This window comes from Thioalkalivibrio sulfidiphilus HL-EbGr7, assembly GCF_000021985.1.
Lineage (GTDB): Bacteria > Pseudomonadota > Gammaproteobacteria > Ectothiorhodospirales > Ectothiorhodospiraceae > Thioalkalivibrio_A > Thioalkalivibrio_A sulfidiphilus.
Genome location: NC_011901.1, coordinates 1,503,821 through 1,524,761, shown reverse-complemented (window position 1 = coordinate 1,524,761; position 20,941 = coordinate 1,503,821). Strand labels below are relative to the sequence as shown.

19 protein-coding genes are annotated in these 20,941 nt (G+C 66.2%); 3 read left to right on the top strand and 16 right to left on the bottom strand.

The annotated features are described in order from the left end of the window. Positions 1–212 precede the first annotated feature (212 nt). From TGR7_RS16760 to TGR7_RS07110, 7 genes are all read right to left on the bottom strand, one after another. Positions 213–1,286, bottom strand: a complete 1,074-nt coding sequence (locus TGR7_RS16760; protein ID WP_012637992.1) for a tetratricopeptide repeat protein — start codon at positions 1,284–1,286, stop codon at positions 213–215. Positions 1,287–1,329: 43 nt separating this feature from the next. Next, positions 1,330–2,079, bottom strand: coding sequence for a tetratricopeptide repeat protein (locus TGR7_RS17675; protein ID WP_012637991.1), 750 nt, complete (start codon positions 2,077–2,079; stop codon positions 1,330–1,332). A gap of 182 nt (positions 2,080–2,261) precedes the next feature. Continuing rightward, positions 2,262–2,690: a type 2 periplasmic-binding domain-containing protein gene (locus TGR7_RS07130; RefSeq protein WP_012637990.1), complete on the bottom strand. Its 429-nt coding sequence runs from the start codon at positions 2,688–2,690 to the stop codon at positions 2,262–2,264. 12 nt (positions 2,691–2,702) lie between these two features. Beyond that, complete coding sequence (locus TGR7_RS07125) at positions 2,703–3,833, bottom strand: porin (RefSeq protein ID WP_012637989.1); 1,131 nt, start codon at positions 3,831–3,833, stop codon at positions 2,703–2,705. A 365-nt stretch (positions 3,834–4,198) separates the two neighbouring features. Continuing rightward, complete coding sequence (locus TGR7_RS07120) at positions 4,199–5,143, bottom strand: GGDEF domain-containing protein (RefSeq protein ID WP_012637988.1); 945 nt, start codon at positions 5,141–5,143, stop codon at positions 4,199–4,201. A 34-nt stretch (positions 5,144–5,177) separates the two neighbouring features. After that, a complete protein-coding gene (locus TGR7_RS07115) occupies positions 5,178–5,483 on the bottom strand; it encodes a hypothetical protein (RefSeq protein WP_012637987.1) in 306 nt (101 codons plus the stop codon). A 149-nt stretch (positions 5,484–5,632) separates the two neighbouring features. Next, complete coding sequence (locus TGR7_RS07110; protein WP_012637986.1) at positions 5,633–6,379, bottom strand: class I SAM-dependent methyltransferase; 747 nt, start codon at positions 6,377–6,379, stop codon at positions 5,633–5,635. Between the two features lie 111 nt (positions 6,380–6,490). Here TGR7_RS07110 and TGR7_RS07105 point away from each other — a divergent pair, with 111 nt between their 5' ends. Further along, complete coding sequence (locus TGR7_RS07105) at positions 6,491–7,129, top strand: hypothetical protein (protein ID WP_012637985.1); 639 nt, start codon at positions 6,491–6,493, stop codon at positions 7,127–7,129. Between the two features lie 67 nt (positions 7,130–7,196). Here TGR7_RS07105 and TGR7_RS07100 read toward each other — a convergent pair whose 3' ends face one another. From TGR7_RS07100 to TGR7_RS07090, 3 genes are all read right to left on the bottom strand, one after another. Continuing rightward, entirely contained in the window at positions 7,197–9,092 is a 1,896-nt protein-coding gene (locus TGR7_RS07100; protein ID WP_012637984.1) for an ATP-binding protein, read from the bottom strand. Between the two features lie 75 nt (positions 9,093–9,167). Further along, complete coding sequence (locus TGR7_RS07095) at positions 9,168–9,899, bottom strand: S1 family peptidase (RefSeq protein WP_012637983.1); 732 nt, start codon at positions 9,897–9,899, stop codon at positions 9,168–9,170. Between the two features lie 132 nt (positions 9,900–10,031). Then, the gene (locus TGR7_RS07090; protein ID WP_012637982.1) at positions 10,032–10,472 is read right to left on the bottom strand and encodes a hypothetical protein; all 441 of its coding nucleotides are present in this window, start codon (positions 10,470–10,472) and stop codon (positions 10,032–10,034) included. 295 nt (positions 10,473–10,767) lie between these two features. Here TGR7_RS07090 and TGR7_RS07085 point away from each other — a divergent pair, with 295 nt between their 5' ends. Then, on the top strand, positions 10,768–11,478 hold the full coding sequence (locus tag TGR7_RS07085; RefSeq protein ID WP_012637981.1) for a thioredoxin family protein: 711 nt from the start codon (positions 10,768–10,770) through the stop codon (positions 11,476–11,478). 13 nt (positions 11,479–11,491) lie between these two features. Here TGR7_RS07085 and TGR7_RS07080 read toward each other — a convergent pair whose 3' ends face one another. From TGR7_RS07080 to mrcB, 6 genes are all read right to left on the bottom strand, one after another. After that, entirely contained in the window at positions 11,492–12,106 is a 615-nt protein-coding gene (locus TGR7_RS07080) for a DUF1294 domain-containing protein (protein WP_012637980.1), read from the bottom strand. Positions 12,107–12,263: 157 nt separating this feature from the next. Further along, entirely contained in the window at positions 12,264–13,301 is a 1,038-nt protein-coding gene (gene truD / locus TGR7_RS07075; RefSeq protein ID WP_012637979.1) for a tRNA pseudouridine(13) synthase TruD, read from the bottom strand. A 95-nt stretch (positions 13,302–13,396) separates the two neighbouring features. Beyond that, complete coding sequence (gene tsaB / locus TGR7_RS07070) at positions 13,397–14,197, bottom strand: tRNA (adenosine(37)-N6)-threonylcarbamoyltransferase complex dimerization subunit type 1 TsaB (RefSeq protein WP_012637978.1); 801 nt, start codon at positions 14,195–14,197, stop codon at positions 13,397–13,399. Continuing rightward, positions 14,194–16,149, bottom strand: coding sequence for a DNA repair helicase YoaA (yoaA, locus tag TGR7_RS07065; RefSeq protein WP_012637977.1), 1,956 nt, complete (start codon positions 16,147–16,149; stop codon positions 14,194–14,196). The genes tsaB and yoaA overlap by 4 nt, the downstream gene beginning before the upstream one ends. Beyond that, the gene (locus tag TGR7_RS07060; protein WP_012637976.1) at positions 16,146–16,691 is read right to left on the bottom strand and encodes a tetratricopeptide repeat protein; all 546 of its coding nucleotides are present in this window, start codon (positions 16,689–16,691) and stop codon (positions 16,146–16,148) included. Before TGR7_RS07060 ends, yoaA begins: the two co-directional genes overlap by 4 nt. After that, positions 16,691–19,048 (bottom strand): penicillin-binding protein 1B, encoded by a 2,358-nt coding sequence (mrcB, locus tag TGR7_RS07055; RefSeq protein ID WP_041441199.1) that lies wholly within the window; start codon positions 19,046–19,048, stop codon positions 16,691–16,693. The genes TGR7_RS07060 and mrcB overlap by 1 nt, the downstream gene beginning before the upstream one ends. A gap of 212 nt (positions 19,049–19,260) precedes the next feature. Here mrcB and TGR7_RS07050 point away from each other — a divergent pair, with 212 nt between their 5' ends. Beyond that, positions 19,261–20,823 (top strand): bifunctional aminoglycoside phosphotransferase/ATP-binding protein, encoded by a 1,563-nt coding sequence (locus TGR7_RS07050; protein WP_012637974.1) that lies wholly within the window; start codon positions 19,261–19,263, stop codon positions 20,821–20,823. Positions 20,824–20,941 lie beyond the last annotated feature (118 nt).

Genomic DNA, 20,941 nt, shown 5'->3' with positions numbered 1-20,941 from the left:
CGATTGCAGCGGCCATCGGCCCCTCCATGACAACGGTAATTAAGGGTCAAAGAATCGAGCAGAAGCCAGGACGGCTCCTCTAAGAGCAGAGATCAGACGCTGGGTCTGTGCTTGAATGACACAGAGGCCCCGCGTCTTCATGCATTTACATTGTACTGACAGGTGCCACCATGCGGAGAACACCCATCCGGAAAATCCCGGAGACTGTCAGCTCACTGGTTCAGGAAGACCCGTTCACCCGCACTGCCCTCGCAGCGCACCTCATTGCGAGAGGCGGCCTGGCACCGCAGTGAGATCGCCGGATCAAGCCAGCCGCGCTCCGCACGCAGACCTTCCGGCACCGGATCGTCGGGTCCCTGACCACGTCTTCTCAGGTCCACCACGTTGTGGATGAAACTGACCCTGAATGAGCCTTCGGCGTTGAAGTCCGACAGGGTGGTCCGGGTGATGAAGGTCACTTCCTGGCCTTCCAGCCGGCGCATCTGCTCCCGGGAGAAACACACCACTTCCTCACCGGAAACCACGCAGCTGGTGGTCGTGGAAGGAAGGTACAGGGCAGGCGTGCCTGCGTTCGACCAGCTGGCGTTGACCACCACGTCGCGGATGTCGGGCATGGCAGGCGCTGCGGGCTCCGGAGCCGCCGGTGCGGGGGCCGGGGCCTGTGCCGCCGGCTGGGGCCGCACTTCGGGTTCGGGGGCAGGCGGCCGCGGTGCGGACGCAACAGCAGCCGGGGCCTCGGTCCGCGCAGGCTGTGGTGCCGGTGCGGGCCGGGGTGCAGGCCGTGGTGCGGTGGTGGCCAGGGCACGCTGGGCGGCACGGGCCTCCTCCGCAACACGCTCACGCTCCTGGGCCGCCAGGTGCTGGCGGGCACCCTCGTGGCCGTTGCTGGCCGCGAGCCTGATCCATTCCTGGGCGGTTTCCGAGGAGGCGGGCACACCGATTCCCAGCTCATGGAGCCGCCCCAGCCGGAACTGGGCGCCGGCATGCCCGGCATTGGCCGCCAGGGAATACCAGCGATGGGACTCGGCCGGATTCTTCTCCACCCCGTTGCCGTCCTCGTAACGGGCCCCCAGGGTGAACTGCGCCTCCGGGTCACCACCCTTCGCCTGCATCATCTCGATGCGCAACAGAGAACTGGAGAGGTTCTGAGCCGCCACGGGCGCCGTGGCCAGCAACACGATCAGTGCACACTGGGCTGCCACCATCCAGTGGCTTCGGCGGGGGGCGAGCCCAGAGGCGCGCCTCGTAGCCGACTTGAGCAAGGTCATCATGGAGGTCTTGAACATCCGTTAAGTGCCCTCCCCCGCCACCACGGACGGGGGATTTCGGTTATCTGCGGTCTCGACAGGTGGAGGTGAAACGGGCGGCAGGGCTGGCGCAGGGATCTGTGGAGAAGCCCCTCTCCTGGCGATCCCCGGCTGCTTCCGCCACCTGGCCCGGTTCCGGGTCATCGAGACTCCATGTGGACTGTTCCTGGTTCGGGACAGGCAGGCTGGATGCAGCGTCAGACTGGGCCTCTGTCGCGGCTGCTGCGGCGCGTGCCTGTTCCCGGGCTTCAGCATCTCGACGGGCCTGTTCACGGGCCTGTGCCTCACGCTCGGCACGTTCACGGGCCTGTGCCTCGCGCTGGGCACGTTCACGGGCCTCCGCCTCACGGCGGGCCTGTTCACGGACCTGTGCCTCACGCTGAACACGCTCCTGCGCCTCGGCCTCACGCTGGGCCTGTTCTCGAGCGGCGGCCTCCTGCCGGGCACGCTCGCGGGCCTCCTCTTCGCGGCGGACCTGTTCCTGCGTCTCCTGGGGGGCTTCCAGCAGACGGGCCTCGAGCTTCATCAGCCGGACGTTTGCCTCCGGATGGCCCTGTTCACTGGCCTTTTCAAACCAGTGGCGTGCCTGGGCTTCATCCTGCGCCACGCCCAGCCCCTGCTCGTACATGTCACCCAGTCTGAACTGGGCTTCGGGGTTACCCTGTTGGGCGAGCCGCTGCTGGAAGTTGAAAACACCCTCCCAGGACGCACTGGCCAGACCGGTGGAGCCGGTCAGGATGAACAGTACTATCAACAGTGAACGCATCGACATTTGACCACCTCACGAGATGTCACGACCCGATGAACAGATTGCACGCGGTCAGCCGCATGCACCCCCGCACCGTACCGGCCCTTCCCTGCCGGGGTCGAAGCCACACGAGTGCGGCCTCGACCCGGCGCGTGTCATCCCTGCTTACTGCGTTCGTCCCACCTCACCGGCACTGCAACACCGGCTCAGGGAACGATCGACAGCACCTTGACGCTGCCGTCCACGGCACTGCTATCGATGTAACCGATGCCGCCCGGTGTCCTGATGACCCAGTCCTTCACGGCGGCATCATCCGCCACCGTCGGCGGTGGCCTGCCCTTGCCGCTGAACATGCGCTGCGACCAGTAACGGGCAATCTGTGCCTCGCCCATGCCAGCCACCTTGCCGTAGAACTCGCTGCGGGTCTGGCTACCGACGGCCTGGTCGACGGGCCTGACGCTCACGCCCTCCAGGCTGCTCAGCGTGCCGAGATAGACCTTGCTCACTTCATCATGGGTGACGCCACGCAGGCTGATGCCGGGATGGCCGATGATGGCCAGTTCCGCCAGGGCCGCGTTGCAGAACAGTGCCGCTCCGATGAGGCCGCCTGCGACGGCTTTCTTGATGAATTTCATGGATGCGGATCCTCAGAACACGACGTCGAGGGCAAGGCCGTAGACATTGGCGTTGCTGCTGCCCAGCGGGCCGTCGAACAGGCCGATGTTGTCGTTCTTGGGCTCGACACGGGTGGCCTCGAACTTCAACGCCGCACCGGCGGCCAGTTCGTAGCGCACGCCCAGGGTCACCGAGGACTGCTCCTGGGTGTAGGCCTTCACCGATTCGTTGTCCGGCGAACCGGCCTCGAGCTGCGCATAGGTGATGCTCGGCAGCCAGGGCCCGATGCGGTAGCCGGCGGTCACGTACCAGGCCTTCTGGTCCGGGAAGCCAAACTCTGCACCACCGTCCTGGTCGCGAGCCGCCCACTCCGCATAGCCCACGAAGTTGTTCCAATCGATATTCATGCCCACGCTCATGAAGGTGGCCTTGTCGTCATCGATCAATCTGTTCCCATTCACTTCAAAGGCTGAGCTCACCTTGGTGGTCAGATAGCCCACGCGGAAGGTTCCGATGTCGGTGCTCAGCGCCAAGTTGATGCCGGCCAGCTGCTTGGCCTCAAAGTTCACCTCGGTACCGACCTCTGGGAACGGAGGACCGCTTTCAGCCTGCATACCCGTCACGAAGCCCGTACCGCTGGAGTTGCCGTAGTAGGGCTGAACCAGCAGCCGGTTGTTACCGACGGGCACGGTCCAGAGCACGTCCACGCCCGACAGGGAGGTGATCGGGCTCAGGCTGTACACCTCCTGGGGGGGGCGGATCCAGGGATAGGCGTAGCCGACCTCGATGTAGTCGGAGGTCAGGAAGGTGGGCAGCTTGACCTTGCCGGCGCGCACCTGCAGGTCGTCGCTGACGTTGTAGCCCACGAAGGCCCAGTCGGCCTCGGCATTGAAGTTGTCCGGCACGGCGCGTGCCAGCAGCTGCATGGTAAAGCTCATGCGCTCGTTGATGTCCGCGGCGATCTGCAGGCCCAGGCGGTTGTCACGACCATCGAACCGGAGTGCATCGGAGGCCAGGTCGATGTTGTAGGGGCTGTCGGCGTCCGTCTGCGTGGCGGCGGCCGTGAGGAAGCCGTTGATGCGGATATCTTCGATGGCCATGGCCTGCTGTCCGGCACTCGCCAGCGACAGCGCCACACCCAGTGCAAGCGCATTCCTTCTCATGACACAAATACCTTGGGGAAAAGAGGTTGTGAGGGTCGCCGGGGTGTCTGGGACTTAAGTGAGTCCGCCACCCCGACTTATGTGATGCTGGTCACACTTTATTCCTGCACGAATTCGCTGTCACCGGTGGAAATCGGCCATGGAGGCACCAGCCGCATGAGCGGTATCCGGAACGCGATGAACGGCAGGTTTTCGATGGAATAGAGGGGGATTTCGGCGCCTGGTACGGGCGATCGGAGCCTGTCCTGAGGCCCGTTACGGGCCCGAAAGGCCGCCAGAAACGCCCCGCATCCGGGGATGGTACCCGCGCGAGCGATGGCGTAAGGAGATGGGGGACAGGACCCCGCGCCCCCGCAGTCGTGCCACTACACGAGCGACTCGACCCGGTTGCGGCCTTCCTGCTTGGCCTTGTACAGCAGCCTGTCCACCTCATCCACGAACTCGCCCGGCTCGTCCCCATGGGAAGGGATGATGGTGCTGACTCCGAGGCTCGCGGTCAGGAACGGCAAGGACTCGGAACTCTCATGGGGAATCCCGGCATCCAGGATCAGGGTACGGCAACGCTGGGCCACCTTCTCCGCCGCCTGCGCATCGGTCTCGGGCAGGATCAGCACGAACTCCTCGCCACCGAAGCGGGCGATGAAGTCCCGGGCGCGGGTGGCGGCGGACTCCAGGATCCGGGCAACGCGCATCAGGCAATCGTCACCCTGCAGATGGCCGTAACAGTCGTTGTACTGCTTGAAATAATCGATATCCAGCAGGATCAGGGACAACGGCTGGTGGTTGCGCCGGGCATTGCTCCACTCGAGCGACAGCACCGAGTCGAACATGCGCCGGTTGGCCAGGCCGGTCAGGCCGTCCTTGAAGGAAAGCTCCTCCAGCTCCTTTTGCAGGCGGACCAGTTCCTGCTCGGTCTTCTTGCGCTCGCTGATGTCGAACATGAAGCCCACCAGGGCCTGCACCTCGCCGTCCTCGTTGCGCACCACGTGCACCACGTCGCGGATCCACACGTAACGGCCATCGGCGGTCAGGGCCCGGTAATCCGCCTCATGATCCGTTCCGGCCCGGGACTGGCTTACGCAGAAATTGACCACCTTGTCCCGATCCTCGGGGTGCATGCGCTGCGCCCAGTCCTCGACGCTCACCCAGCTGTCCTGGCTCCAGCCGAGCAGGGCCTCGATCTGGGGTCCGATGTAGGCGAACTGCATGGTCTGCCAGTCGATCTTCCAGGGGATTGCACGGGTGGATTCCAGCAGCGTCCTGTAGACGTCGCTGTCGGTGTCCATGCCTTCACTGGTTTTGTCTTTCATGTCTTTCTCGGTCCTGCGGCACTGAAAAGGTCGACTAGAGGAACTTCAATCGGCTGCGCAGACCATCGCAGTCCAGGCTGACATCCTTCAGGGTCGCGCCGTCATCCGCGACGCCAACCACCACGCCCTTGCCGGACACCGGGATCAGGCTGTCGATCTGGAACCGCCCAGGGGTCGCGCGCAGGAAGCATTCCTCGTCAAAAAACAGCCGGTCTCCCTGATCGCCCACCTCGTCGGACTCCAGGGTGTCATAACCCACCAGCCGGACGATGTCCTCCTTGCCGGAGATCTGAATCTCCTCGATGGACTGGTTCTCGGGCGTAATCAGCAGTGCCTTCATGGGATGTCCTCAGTTGGGGTGAGCATGCCGTCTGGACGGGCAGACAGGACGTGGCTGTGAGCAGCTTTCGGAATGCGCTGCAGGGTCCGAATCAGCTGGACACAGTGTATCAACTGACAGGTTGAACAGGTCGAGGTTTCACCACCCGGTCAGGAGACAGGCCTCCTGGCCACAAAGACCTCGTATCGGCCCGGCTCCACGCCATCGATGTCCATGGGCACCGCATGGGCCTGAAACCCCACCGCCTCGAGCCAGCTCAGCCATTCCTGGCGGGAAAACAGCCCGAGCACGAAGCGATCATGGAGCGTGGTCACGGCCCCGTTCTCATCCCGGAGCAGATAGGCGAAGTCCACCGTGTACTGGCTGTCGTCGGGATCAGGGTCCCAGGTCCACTCCAGGTACCTCAGGCCGCGGACCCCGTCATCATGACCATCGCACTCGGTGGATGGACAGAAGTGCTCGCGCACGGCATCGGGCATCAACAGGGCGACCCCGCCGGGGCGGCAATGCTGGAAGGCGGTCTCCATGGTCATGCGCAGATCCGCCTCGGTGTTCATGTGGGAGACCGCGTCCTGCACGAACACGCAGTCGAACTGCCTGCCAAGGCGCAGGGTGCGCATGTCTGCCTGCAGGTGCTCGCATTCCGGGTTCTGCCGCTGGCTCACCGCGAGCATCTCACTTGAGAGATCCGTGAGCGTCATCACGAACCGCTTCTTCAGATAGGTCGCATTGTTACCACCGCCACAGCCCAGCTCCAGAACGGTGCGGGCCGCGCCCTGGCAGTGTTCGATCAGCAACTGTTCATAGAACGCAGCCTCCTCCGAATAATCCTCCGCGGGCGTGATCAATGACCAGTAGGGGGCCAGAGACGTGTACATCTTGAGTTCTTGTGTCATCGCTGTGTTCAACCTCCTTGAGCGGCGGGTTTGGCCCGATGAAACAGGGCCACCAGCCACGGGCAATTCCATAGAATGGTGGCATCCAACAATACACACAGGAGTTCTATCGTGAAACCTGGATCAGCAATTGCTTTGGCCCTGGTTCTGAGCGGCGTCAGCGGCGTCGCCGCCGCCCAGGGCATCGCCCTCGGCGCCAAGGTCGGCACCACCGGCCTGGGTCTGGAGGCGACGCTGGGCATGACCGAGACCCTGAACCTGCGCGGCGGTATCTACGGCCTGAAATACGGCTACGATTTCGAGGAGGAAGGCATCGACTACAAGGGCGACCTGCACCTCCAGAGCGCCGCCGCGATGCTGGACTGGCATCCCGGTGGCGGCGGCTTCCGCATGACCGCCGGCCTGTTCTACAACGGCAACGAGCTCAAGGGTCGCGCCGCAGGCGACCTGGAGATCGGCAACGACACCTATGACGTGCGGCTGGACGCCACCGTGGACTGGACCGATGCCGCCCCCTATCTGGGCATCGGTTACGGCAACGCCGTCCGGGGAGGCCGTGTTGCCTTCGCCCTGGATGCGGGCGTCATGTTCACCGGCTCTCCGGATGTACGGCTTTCAGCCACCGGCCCGGGGACCTCTGACCCTGGCTTCGAGGATGACCTGCGACGTGAAGAGCAGTCCCTGAAGGACGAACTGAGCGACTTCAAGCTCTACCCGGTGGTGAGCCTTGGCGTGACCTACCGTTTCTGACACCCATCGCCACACCTCAGACGGGGCACGGGGCCTATAACCCCGTGTCCCGTTTCATTCGCCGCCCTCACCCGCTCTGGAATGACAGGTGAATATCGCTGCCATAGCGGCGGATGATCTCCCGCTTGGCGGCATGAAAGGCATCCACGTCATTGTTCTGCCCTGACCTGGCGATCCTGTAGCGCGCCAGCTCGTCGGAAATCACATCCATGAACAGCTCCGCCAGCAATAGCCTGGCGGAATCCCGGAAGTTGCCACGGCCATCCACGTACAGCTGCACCGTCGGCGCCGCCGTGTTGATGAGGATCTTGCGTTCCTCCGGGCTGTACACGGCCCTGTCCATGTCCTTGCCGAGATAACGGAATTCGTAGCCCGTAAACATGACCTCGCCATGGTCCCTGGGCAGACGGCGTCTGGTCACGTGCCCCTTGGCGTGATGGCTGTGTCCCGAGGCGTGTTCTGCGATGACGATCTCGCACCAGGCCAGGTAGTTGCCGGCACGCACGACGATCTCGCCATGATCACCGGGTGAGGCACCGCTCACGGTCCATTGCAACCGCGGATTGTCTCGCAACACGATGACCGGAAGCGCTCCGGGCACCGGGTCCATGGTCAGCCCGGCAGACAGGGTGGTCTCGATGCTCAGTGTCGCATCATCGGCAAGCTGGCCCGGATCCACCAGCAGGCTCACGTGGAACGGGTGGTCGGGTTTGCGGTAATAGAAGGGTGTGCTGAATCGAAGTGCCGCCGGGTGTTCCGGTTCCTCGACATCGTGTAACTGATGGTCGGGGGATGGCGGCACGGTGATACCAAGGTCGTGGATCGCCGCACGATTCATACGCGCCAGGAGATGCTCGATCATGTGGGTGGTCCGACCGGAGGTGCTGGCCCGCTCCAGGTGTCTCAGTTTCTCCTGCTCCGCCATGACGCAGGGCGCGATCATCCGGCTGACCGCCTTGTAGAAGGCCGCCACGAAGGGGTCCTTGGGGTTCAGCCCGGCCCGTTCGTCGCTGATCACGGCCACGCCCTGTCCCAGCTTCTCCACCAGCGCCGGACAGCGGACCGTGCCGAACAGGTACTCGGTGCCCACCTGGTTCTCGTAATCGAACAGCTGGCAGTCCAGCACCGCCATACCGGAAAGCACCACCAGCCCGTTGGTGCGTTCGTCGCCCCGAGGTGTGAGTTCCACATCGAGGGCGCGCTTGAGCGTGAGGGTGAAGGGATAGGTGTGCTTCTCGTGCTGGAACTGACCCTGCATCTCGGGCCCGATCAGCACCACGGACGGCGGCTCCTCGAACTGCACCCGGCCGCTGCGCTCGATCTCCTTGCCATTATTGAGATGCGCCACCTCCACGTAGCGCCGGATCAGCACATCGCGCAGGTAGATGTTGTTGGACAGCGAGTGCACCACGGAACCGAAATGGGAGATGCTCACCTGGGGATTTTCGATGACGATGGCGACCCGGGTGCCGTCCTCGGCAATGCCAAGGCGTTCACGGTCCCTGTCGGTGGCTGGGCGATCATGACCCCCGTCGTCGTAGAGGTAACCGCCATTCTCGGCACGGAACAGTTCGATACGCGACAGCTTCCCATGATGGATCGTCTCCAGCCATCCGTAGCCCAGGCCGAAAATGGCCTGCTTGAGGCCGCGACCAAAATAGCCGCGTCCGCCGGCCAGGCCGTTGGCCAGGGAACTGTGCGCCCCGCCGTAGCTCAGGATCAGGCAGGCCCGCTCGAAGGACATGCCCTCCGCCTGGTCCACCACCGTCAGCAGGGCACCCCGCTTGTGGCGCTCGTACTGGACCAGGATCCGTCCGCTCACATCCTTGTCCCGTCTCTCCAGGCGGGCATAGCTGTCATCGCTGTTGGTGACCAGCTCCACCAGGGCCTTCTCGATGGAGGCAAAGCGTCGCGAGTCGATGTCGATGACCCGCTGATCCACGGGAATTGCATTAATGGCCATGAGTCATTTCTCCTGGCGAAACGCAACGCTGCGATGGAGACAAGGCTCCAACCATCAGCATGGGAATGTCTGCGTTCAGTTTTCAGTCAAGGTCATCAGGATATCCGCATACCAGGCACAGTTGAGACCCAGGGCCTCATCCAGTATCAGGTCCCGGGTCCCCACGTCCAGCCGCGCCGAGTGCACGCCCAGCAGCATCCAGGGCAGCACCTCGTTGGCACGGGAAGGGTTCGTGATACGCATCACCACGGGTGCCCCGCTGGTACCTCTGTGGGTCCGGGCATCGGTCAGAAAATAGCCCTCCCCCTTGAAGCGCAGCCCGAAGGAGGACGCCACCGCCGCCTGGCGCACTACGGGCATGTGGTGCAGGGTATCGTGAAACCCGAGGGGGAAACCCACCACCAGCAGCGAGGTCCCCACTTCCACCTGGTCGAACTCACCCAGCAGGTGCTCCGGGGTGAAAGCATTGTAGATGACCGTATCGGGCAGCGCGGCCCGATCGATCTCGATGGCAGCCACGTCGATCTCGCCGGCTTCGTCCACGCCCTGGCGCCACTGGGCCACGCCATCCCGATAGAGCAGCATGGAGAAGCCAGTGGAACGGGCCATGTTGTCCGCGTCGATGTGCAGTTCGATCTCGATGCGATCCGGGTCATGACCACTGGGTTCATCGTGCATCACGTGACGGCTGGTGACCAGGAACAGCCGCTCGTCACGGGCAAAGAAAAAGCCGCTGGCATTGGTGAGGAGTTGCTGTCCGTTGAAGGTGGAGAGTCGGGCCGCGGTGAGGAGGATGGATTCGATCATGGAATGCCGCCAATGGGTTCGATGGGTGAGCCAGGAACTTCCACGCCGTGTGCGACGCCAGATGTTCTTCCCTCACTCTACGTCAGATCGGCCCCTGAAGCCCACTGACGCGAAAGTCCGGCACTGACGCCACTAGATGTTCCATTGTTCACCACACTTTCGGCACTGCACCCGTATCCACCCTCCCCCCGAGTCACGTGCACCGCTGCCGGCGCCCTCGGCGGCCGAATCGACGCCGTAGGTCTGCACATCAAATTTCCCGTAGGCATTGCACTGGGGACACCGGGCCCGTTCGGAACGTTGCCAGGCGCGAACGATGTTGATCACGTAACGGTTCAGGCCGAAGAACCCCAGGAAGGCACCGCCGATCATCAGGCCATAGCGCTGTATCCATTCCCAGGCAGTGGTCGGGTCGCTGAAGGCCTCCATGCCGATGGGAATGAGCAGCAGGCCCAGCAGGCAGGTGACCAGGTGCAGGTGGGCCACGATCAGGGTGCGTTCGTGCCAGCGCACGAAACCCAGGCGGCGGATGCCCTCCGCCACTTGGGCAGTGTTGTCGTGGGTGTCCGTCATGTGGAGAACCCGAATCGGTGAAGAACTTCACCTGTGTATAGTCGACCCTGTGAAAAATACAGCCACCGGCATGATCACGCCTTGCTTTCTCACCCAACCGCAGGGTACAGCGTTCCCCAGCCCCACGCTCTCATGGCCTTGTAATAGAAGAAGTACCTGCACGTCTCCTTGCACATATCCAGATCGAAGCACGATTGAGGATGCCATTGAGATCATGAACAAAATCCAGCATATTTCGATGCGCGCCATTGCGGCGCATCCAGCAGGACGCCATCCTCGCCATAAAGGGATTTTCATGACAACACACCCTATCCACACACTGCTCCTGATCCTGGCCCTTGTCACGCCCGCACTCACCCTCGCACAGCCGGCGGCCTGGTCAGACTGGCGTCACGGTGCGGCCGGCCACACCCTCGCGCTGTCCGACGCGCAACGCTCAGAACAACCCCTGGTGGTGTACTTCCACACCGACTGGTGCCCCTGGTGCCGCCAGCTCAATGATCGCTACCTGCGCAACGGCGCGGTGCGCAGCACGCTCTCAGGAATAAAGAAGGTGGAGATCAACCCGGAACGGGGCCCCCAGGAGATGGCCCTGTTCAGACAATACGGCGGTACCGGCTACCCCTCCTTCTACGTGCTGGTGCCGGCCAGTGGCGAAGCCCCGGTCAGACTCTCCCCCTTCCGGGGCGGCAGCGAGGATTCTCTCGCTGCATTCGCCGAGCGCATCGAGGCAGCGGCCACTCAGCACTACAACCGTTGGGCCTTCCGGCTGCACCAGGAGGGTCAGGACGCCCGCAGTCTGGCGGTGGTGGAAAAATCCCTGGCCCACAACCCGCGCAACGCATATGCCCACTACCTGAGAGGCCTGATCCATCACAAGGCGGGAGACCGGCAGCGGGACCTGCGCCTACTGCGCGAGGCGAAGGCCGCCTACGAACGGGCACTCTCCCTCGATCCGGGGCATCAGGGCAGCCAAAGGGGATTCGAGGCCTTGCGTAACCTGTAGGGCGTTGCCGTGGTCAGGGCAAGGCGGCTATGACCTTAAGAAGCTCATTGCCCATGGGGGACAAGAGCCAGCCCAACGCCACGCAGTTAAGCAGGACTGTCAGCCAGAACACCGTCTGGAACGGCTGCTTCCTGGACTTGTGACGCAAGCGCTGCTGGGCCATCAGGGCGCCTGGCCAGCCGCCCGCCAGGGAAAACAAATGAAGGGTGCTTTCCTGGGTGCGCCACCTGCCCTGCCGGGCGGCCGACTTGTCCAGGGCATAGGCGGAAAAGGTCACCAGACAGGCGGCCAGGTACCAGACCAGCAGGATGACCGGCAACAGGCCGACCAGGACGCTCACCGTGACCAAGGACAGGAACACCCCGGCAAACACCAGAGGCGCCGTCACCCGCCTGGCCGGGGTGCCCATGGCAACGCGCTCCCCGGCAAATGCGACCTTCTCCGCCCTCGGCCGACCCTGGTCATCGATGACCAGGTCGTAGGTCACGATCTCATTCCTGACGGGTCTTCGGGTTCGATTGTTGAAGGACCGGATATGGACAAAGACCTCCTTGCCCCCCACATTCGGCCTGATGAAGCCGAAACCGCGATCATCCTTCCAGTCATAAATTCTTCCCTTTGCGCGCATCGTCCTGTTTCCTGATCCGGCCTCATCGGCCTTGTAGTCGTCATAGGGCGGGCCGTGCCCGCCGTCCGCCGCAGGTTCAAGGTCAGCCGGCGGCCACGGGCCGCCCTATGAGCAAGCGAGACAGGCCGAGAGGCCGCAAGCCTTCGCTGACTCCGGGCTACTCCTCCATCGCCCCCGTGCCCGCATCCACCACCGCCGCGATCTCCGCCAGCACCATGGTCGCGTAGCCACCCGGAGGCAGCTCGAACGCCAGCACCAGGGTTTCCTCGTCGAGCCATTGATGGCTCAAGCCGTTCACCCTCATGCGCAGTGCGCGCCGCTCCTGTTTGAGCCCGGCCTGGGCGAGACCCTGGGCGAACACCGGCTCAGCCTCTGCCACGGCCTGTTCAAGTGCAGCCACTTCGCCGCGGGTCGCCAGCTCCCCCTTGCCCCACAGCGGTCCGCTGGGATGCACGTCACCGATGCGAACCCGCCCTTCCAGAGCCGCGTCCACGGCCTCGGCCAGGAAATGGCTGCGGCTGCCGTCCAGGGTCATCACGTCCCCGGGCAGGGCCCGGCACCAGTTGCCCTGTTCCACGCGACGGGCCAGCACCCGGTTGAACAGCTCGGAGCGGGCGGCGGAGAGATAGAGACCGGCCAGCTTCCTGTCGCGCACTCGCATCTTGCCCTCGAACATGGCGCGGGCCTTGTCCAGGTTGGCGCCCTCCCGGCCGAAGCGTTGCGGGCCGAAGTAGTTGGGCACGCCGTGGCCGCGGATCTGCTCGAGGCGCTGTTCCAGACCGGCGCGATCGCCGCGGCACTCGCGCAGGGTCAGGCGGAAGCGGTTGCCCAGGAGGTAGCCGGTCTTGAGCTTGCGGCTGTGACGTTCTGAGCGCAGGACCCTGAACTCGGGGCCGAGCTGGGCGGACCAGTCGGGGGCGTCCTTGCCGGGGAGCTGGACGCTGAACCACTGGGTGGTGACGGCGTGGCGGTCCTTGAGGCCGGCATAGCCCACGGCGCTGCGGGATACGTTGGCTGCACGGGCCAGGCAACGGGCGGCGTGTTCGGTGTTGCAGCCGGTCTTCTCCAGCAACACCCAGACATGCTCACCCTGGCCATCGGGATCAGCGGCGGAGAGCTCCTCGACGATGAAGTCCTCGGGGCGGGTGCGGATGCGCGCCTGGAAGAGTGGTGGTGCTGTGGCGGGTGTCGTCATGAAAGCGCTCGTGGGTTCGGTGTGATGACGCAAAGGACGCGGAGACGCAGAGGCCGCAAAGGGGATCGAAGTGAACCCGGCCCACCCATGGACGATCATGGCCAACACGGGCAACCGGGGCTTGCCTGACTGATGGGCGTGTTCCGCGCAAGACTTCTTGGCGTCCTCTGCGTCTCTGCGCTCTCCGCGCAACACACATGGGCACACTCAATCACTGCGGTTTCGGCTTCTCTGCTACCTTGTCCCGCAGGTAAACCGGGCAAGGCCTGTTCGGCGGGCACGGCCAGGCCGGCGGCGAAGTCGCGCACGGCGAGGCGGGCCACCTCGGCGGCGGCGGGATACGGCGCAGGGTCGATGTCACCGACACAGGCACCCAGACGCGCACGCAGCGCCTGTTCGTAAGCCCCCCAGCCGGAACCCACGCCGCGCCAGCCCTGGCCTTCGGGCACCGGCACCGCATCGGGGGCGAGCACCTGCTCGGGACCGACCGACACGGCGAGTCCTTCAGCGTCTGTCTCGAAGGCAGCCCAGTAGACCTCCCCCATGCGGGCGTCCAGGGCCGCGAGTACCCGGGTCGCGCCGGCGTCGAGGCCCTGCTGGGCGAGTGCGGCCAGGGTCGAGACCGGCACCACGGGGAGATCCGCGCCAAAGGCGGCACCCTGGATCACGGCGGCGGCGATGCGCACACCGGTGAAGGCGCCGGGTCCGCGACCGAAGGCGAGCGCATCCAGGTCCGCCAGGCGCACGCTGGCCTCCGCCAGCAGTGCGTCCATCATGGGCAGGATCAGTCGGGTGTGTTCCCGGGGCGCCATCTCGAAGCGGGTGGTCAGCGCGCCGTCCAGCCACAGGGCGGCGGAGCAGGCCTCGGTGGCGGTCTCAATGCTCAGGAGTTTCATAGGGTGCCAGCAACCTCGTCGAATTCGGGTTCCTCGGTCATCAGAAAACTGGCCACTTCGGCCAGGTTGTCCAGTCTGGGGATGGGCGGCAGGCTGCTGATGAACAGCCGCCCGTAGGCCTTGGTGCGGATGCGCGGATCGCAGAGCATGAGCACGCCCCGGTCGGTGACGTCGCGGATCAGGCGCCCGACGCCCTGCTTGAGACTGAGCACCGCCTGGGGCAGCTGGTAGTCCATGAAGGGATTGCCGCCGGCGTCGCGGATGGCCTGCAGGCGGGCCTCCAGCAGCGGGTCGTCGGGGGCGGCGAAGGGCAGCTTGTCGATGATCACGCAGGAGAGCGCACGGCCGCGCACGTCCACCCCTTCCCAGAAACTGTGGGCGCCCAGCAGCACCGCGTCACCGGCCGCGCGGAAGCGCGCCAGCAGTTCGTCCCGGGGGGCGGTGCCCTGCACCAGCAGTTCGCGCTCGAGGCGGCCTTCCAGCAGTTGTGCCGCCTCGCGCAGGGCGCGGTGGCTGGTGAACAGCATGAAGGTACCACCGGGGTTGGCCTCGATCACCGGCAATGCGGCCTCCACCACGGCGGCAGTGTGGTTCGGAGCGTTGGGCTGGGGCATGTTGGCGGGCAGGTACAGGCGCGCGTTGCGGCTGTAGTCGAAGGGGCTGTCGAGCATCAGGGTCTCGGCCTGCTCCAGGCCCAGGCGGCCGGTGAAGTGCTCGAAGCGTCCGCCCACGGAGAGCGTCGCCGAGGCGAAGATCCAGGCGCTGGGATAGGCGCGCATGCGTTCGCCGAAACGCTCGGCCACGTTGAGCGGCGTCGCGTGCAGGGCGAAGGCCCGGGTGAAGGTCTCCACCCAGCGCACGGTGTCGGGCTCAGGCTTCATGAAGGCCAGCAGGCGGGCGCGCAGGGTATTGGCCCGGCGGGCGCACTGCTCCAGGCCCTTGCCCCGGTCGGCGGCGGTGTCCAGCCACATGACCAGGGTCTCCAGGCGCGCCACCAGGCTGTCCATGGCCCCGGTGATCCGGGCGTCCTGCTCGTGGCGGGTCCAGGGGCTGCGGCCGCTGGTCGCGCCCAGTTCGCTGCGCAGGGCGGCCACCGCCATCGACAGGGCATCGGCGGCATCGCGCAGGTCGCCCATGTCCGAGGCCTCGCGCAGCTGTTCGGCCACCGCGTCCCGGGCCAGGTCCAGCAGCTGGCGACTGCCCACGGAACGACCGAAGAAGGCAGAGGCCACGTCCGGCAGCTGGTGGGCCTCGTCCAGCACGAAGGCATCGGCGGAGGGCAGGATCTCTCCGAAGCCCTCCTCCTTGAGGGTCAGGTCCGCCATAAGCAGATGGTGGTTGATGACCACCAGGTCCGCCTCCTGGGCCTCGCGCCGGGCGCGCACCACGAAGCAGTCCTCGTACTCGGGACAGTCCTGGCCCAGGCAGTTGTCCGGGGTGGAGGTGACCTGGGGCCAGAGGGGCGAATCCTCGGGGATGCCGGAGAGTTCGCCGATATCACCGCGCGTGGTGCGCGAGACCCAGCGCACCACGCGCAGCAGCTGATCGGTCTGCGCGGCACCGAGCCGGCCGTCCTCCCGGGCCAGGTCCAGGCGATGGCGACAGAGATAATTGGAGCGGCCCTTGAGCAGGGCAACCCGGGGAACCCGGCCGAGGCCCGCGCCGACCAGCGCGTCGCGCACGAAGGGCAGATCCTTCTGGAACAGCTGGTCCTGGAGGTTTTTGGTGCCGGTGGAGAGGATGGTGCGCCGGCCGTCCATGAGCACCGGCACCAGGTAGCCGAAGGTCTTGCCCACGCCGGTACCCGCCTCCACCACCAGGGCCTGGCGCGCCTCCAGGGCACGCTCCACCGCCGCGGCCATCTGCTGCTGGGCGGCGCGCGGGCGAAAGTTCGTCAGGGTTTCGGCCAGGGGGCCGTCGGGGCCCAGGACCTCTGAGGCGTTGGGGTTCATCCGGGCTCGCCGGAGAGCTGGTTGGCGCGGGCGTCGGCCTCGCGTGCGCCGGCGGCGTTGCCGGCCATGCGCCGGGCCTCGGCGATGATGCGCCAGTTGCGGGCCATCAGGGCACGGTCGCCCCGGGCCAGTCCGTTGGAGCGCACCGCCATGGCCTCGGCCTGGGCGGGCTGGCCCTGCTGCAGTCGCACCACGGCGAGGCGTTGCCACACGCGCGGGTCGCGGGCGTCGATGCGCAGGGCCCGTTCCAGGGAAGCGGCGGCGCCGTCGGCGTTGCCGGCCACCAGCTGCCGATCCGCCTCGCTCATCAGCGCCACCACCGCATCGGCACCGCCCGTGCGGGTGTCGGCCGGTGCGGGCTCGCGGGCGATGGCGGGACGGGCGTCAGGGGCCCCCAGGGGGACCGGGGCGATCTGGGGATCCGTGGACACTTCCCCGGCAGGACCCGGGGCACCATCGGGACGGGTCGCCTGGGGCGGGGCGCAGGCGGCAAGGACCAGCACCGCCGCGAGGGCGGGCACCAGACGCAGGAATCGTTGCATTACTCGAACAGCCCTCTGAACCAGCGGAAGGATCGCCGCACCGCGGCGGGGACCCCCTCGGCGCAGGGAGACATGCCCGCGGGTGCCGAACCTTCGATGAACGGCATCCACTGGGCGCCCTCGCAGCCTTCCACGGCACGCAGGCCGTTGGCGGGGTCGATCAGCAGCCATTCTACGCCATCGGGCCGGATGGGCTCCAAGCCGCGGCGGCTGATGTCCTTCATCAGATCCGCCCACACGGGCAGCGCACCCGATGAGCCGGTCAGGCCCATCGGGGCGTTGTCGTCGCGGCCCACCCAGACCACGGACAGGAAGTCCCCGGCGTAGCCGGCGAACCAGGCGTCGCGGTTGTCGTCGGTGGTGCCGGTCTTGCCCGCCACCGGCAGGTCCTCGGGCAGCAGGCCGCGCAGGCTCGCGCCGGTGCCGCGCCGGGTGACCTCGTGCAGGGCGGCGGTCACCAGGTACACGGCGGCCGGGTCGGCCGCCTGGCGCAGGTCCAGGGCATAGCGGTTGAGCAGCTGGCCGTTGGCGTCCATGACCTCGCGGATGGCCCGGGGCGGGGTCTCGAAACCGCCCGCGGCCAGGGACTGGTACATGTGGGTCATCTCCAGGGGCGTGAGCTCCACGGCCCCCAGCAGCAGGGAGGGATAGGGGCGCAGGTTGCGGCTCACGCCCAGGCGCTGCATCTGCTGGATCACGGCATTGAGCCCCACCTCCAGGCCCAGGCGCGCGGTGGCGATGTTGTAGGAGTGCACCAGGGCGTCCAGGGCCGTCACCATGCCGTGGTACTCCCGGTCGTAGTTACGCGGGCTCCACTCGGTGCCGTCGTCCAGGGTCAGGGTCAGCGGGCCGTCGTCCAGCAGGGTGGCCAGGGTGTACTGGCGGGGGCGCGACAGGGCGGCCAGGTAGACCGCCGGTTTGACCAGGGAGCCCACCGGGCGGCGGGCGTTCAGCGCCCGGTTGAAGCCGGCGTTGCGCGGGTTGCGGTCGCCCACCACCGCGAGCACCTCGCCGTTGTCCACGGCGCTGACCACGGCGCCCGCCTGCAGGCTGCCTGCCTCGATGCCCCGGGCGCGCTCGATCTGGGCGAGGCGCCGGGCCACGGCGGCCTCGGTGGCCAGCTGGATGCTCGGGTCCAGGGTGGTGAAGATGAGCAGGCCCTCGGTCTGCAGGTCCTGCTCCCGGTAGTCCCGACGCAGCTGTTCGCGCACCAGGTCCAGGAAGGCGGGAAACGGGGTGATGCCCGAGGGCGGCCGGGCGCCCACGCCCAGGGGGCGCGCCTTGGCGCGGGCGAGCACGTCCCGCTCCAGCCCGCCCTGGGCCTCGAGGATGTCCAGCACCAGGTCGCGCCGGGCCTGGGCGCGCTCGGCGCGGCGCCTGGGATCGTAGAAGGAAGGCCCGCGCACCAGGGCCACCAGCAGGGCGATCTGTTCGGGATGCAGCTCGTCCAGGCGCCGCTGGAAGTAGAACTGGCTGGCCAGACCGAAGCCGTGGATGGCCCGGTCGCCGTCCTGACCCAGGTAGACCTCGTTGAGATAGGCCTCCAGGATCTCGTCCTTCTCGTAGCGCCATTCCAGCAGCAGGGCCATGATGGCCTCGTTGAACTTGCGCCGCAGGGTCCGATCCTGGGTGAGGAAGTAGTTCTTCACCAGCTGCTGGGTAAGCGTGCTGCCACCCTGCACCGTGCGTCCGGCGCGCAGGTTGGCCCAGGCGGCGCGGGCGATGGCGGAGAAGTCCAGGCCGTGGTGCTCGTAGAACTTGCGGTCCTCCACGGCGATCAGCGCGCTGACCAGCAGGGGCGGCACCTCGTCCAGACGCACCAGGACCCGGTCCTCGCCGTGGCGCGGGTAGATGTTGGCGATCAGGGCCGGCTCCAGGCGCACCAGGGCGGCGGGGCGGCCGGTCTCCAGTTCCGTCACGGCGGCCACCCGGCCGTCACGCAGGTCCACGCTCAGGCGCCGGGGCGGCTCGACGCCGTCGGCAAAGGGGAAGCCCCGGGTGCTGAGGATCAGGCGCCCGCCCTGCTCCCGGAATTCGCCGCTGCGGATGGCATCGCCGCGGCGGTAGTGCAGCAGCTCCAGTTCCCGGGTGAGCTGCGCGCGATCCAGCTCCCGTCCCGGGTAGATCTCCAGGGGCCGGGCGAACACCCGCGCCGGCAGGGACCAGCGCTTGCCCTCGAACTGGCTGCGGATCTCGTAGTCGAGGTAGGCGGTGTAGCCGCCCAGGCCCAGCAGGCCCACGAGCATGACCAGAAACAGCCCCCGCCAGAGACGCAGAGGCCTGCGGGATGAGCTGCGGCGGCGGGACCTGGCCGGACGGCGGGTACGGGTCGGTTTGCTGGGTCTGCGGCGTGCCATGGGGCCGGGATTCTACAGGGTTTTCGGCGGTTTGATCCGTGCACCCGTAGCAGTGGGGTGATGCGTTACCATGGAGCGCATGTTCTGGAAGACCCCAAAAGCCTCAACGCAAAGTCGCAAAGACGCAGAGGACGCAAAAAAGCCATTCGATCAGTCTCTTCGCGGCCTTTGCGCCTTTGCGTTGAATTCCTGAACGACAATACCCGATACCCATGGACGTACAGACAGAGATCCAGCACCGACTCATCGAGGCCCTCCGGCGCCCCGAGCACTATCCCCATCCGGTGGACGCGGTGGAATGCATCGAGACCCACATCTCCTGGGTGCTTCTGGCGGGCAACTACGCCTACAAGTTCAAGAAGCCCCTGGACCTGGGCTTCCTGGATTTCTCCACCCTGGAGCGGCGACGCTTTTTCTGCGAGGAGGAACTGCGCATCAACCGGCGCCTGGCCCCGGACCTGTACCAGGCGGTGGTGGGTTTCTCGGGCGACCCGGACCACCCGGCATTCGACGGCCAGGAACAGGCGTTCGAATACGCCGTGCGCATGGCCCGCTTCGACCGGGACCGGCAACTGGACGCGCTGCTCGAGCGCAACGCCCTGCCCCTGGCATGGATGGACGAACTGGCCGACTGCGTGGCGGACTTCCATGGCCGCATCCCGAGTGCTGCGCCGGACGATGCCCACGGCACCCCCGAGGCCGTGCTGGCGCCCATGACGGAAAACTTCAGGCAACTGCGCCCACTCGTGAACACCCGGGATCGCCTGGCACAGCTGGACCGGCTGGAGGCCTGGACCCTCGAGCACCACCGGGCGCTCTCCGCGACGCTGGATGAACGCCACCGACAGGGCTTCGTGCGCGAGTGCCACGGCGACATGCACCTGGGCAACATGGCCCACATCGACGGGCACCTGCTCATCTTCGACGGCATCGAGTTCAGCGAGGCCCTGCGCTGGATCGACATCATCAGCGAGGTGGCCTTCGTTACCATGGACCTGATGGACCGGGGCGCGCCGAGCCATGCCAATCGTTTCCTCAACGCCTGGCTGGAACGCAGCGGCGATTACTCCGGCCTGACGCTGCTGCGCTTCTACCAGGTGTACCGCGCCATGGTGCGCGCCAAGGTGAGCGGCATCCGACTGGGCCAGGCGGGCATCGGTGATACCGAACGCGCGCAGGCGGAGGCCCGCTGCCACGGCTACCTGGACCTGGCCGAACGGCTCACCCACCCTGCCCGCCCGGTACTGTTCATCAACCACGGCCTCTCCGGCTCCGGCAAGACCACCGCCAGTCAGCCGCTGGTGGAGCAACTTGGCCTTATCCGTATCCGCTCGGACGTGGAACGCAAGCGGCTCGCCGGCATGGACAGCCGGGAACGGGACCTGAGCGGTGTCGGCAGCGGGATCTATTCCAGCGAGATGGGGGAACGCACCTATGCGCGGCTCGAAGGGCTCGCGACGGCTGTGCTCGGCGCGGGGTTTTCCGTGATCGTGGATGCGACGTTCCTTAAGCGAGCGCAGCGGGACCGGTTCGCTTCACTGGCCAGGCATCTGGGTGTGCCTTTCCACGTGCTGGATTACCAGGCGCCGGAGGACGTGTTGCGGGCGCGCATCCGGGCGCGGCAGGCAGCGGACCGGGATGCCTCCGATGCGGGCATCGAGGTGCTGGAGCATCAGCTGGCCAGTGCGCAGACCCTGGGCGCGGATGAACCGGTGGTGGTGATCGACACGCAGACTGATGTGCCGATCGAGGCTATCGGTCGGCTCATGGGTTGAGGCGCTTGTATGGCGTAGGAGCGGCGACCTCGCCGCGAACGGCGGCATCCGGTTGAACCCCTTTCGGCCCGGGGTCGGGCCTCCTACAGGGGGTGCGCGCCTGACCGCACGTAGACGC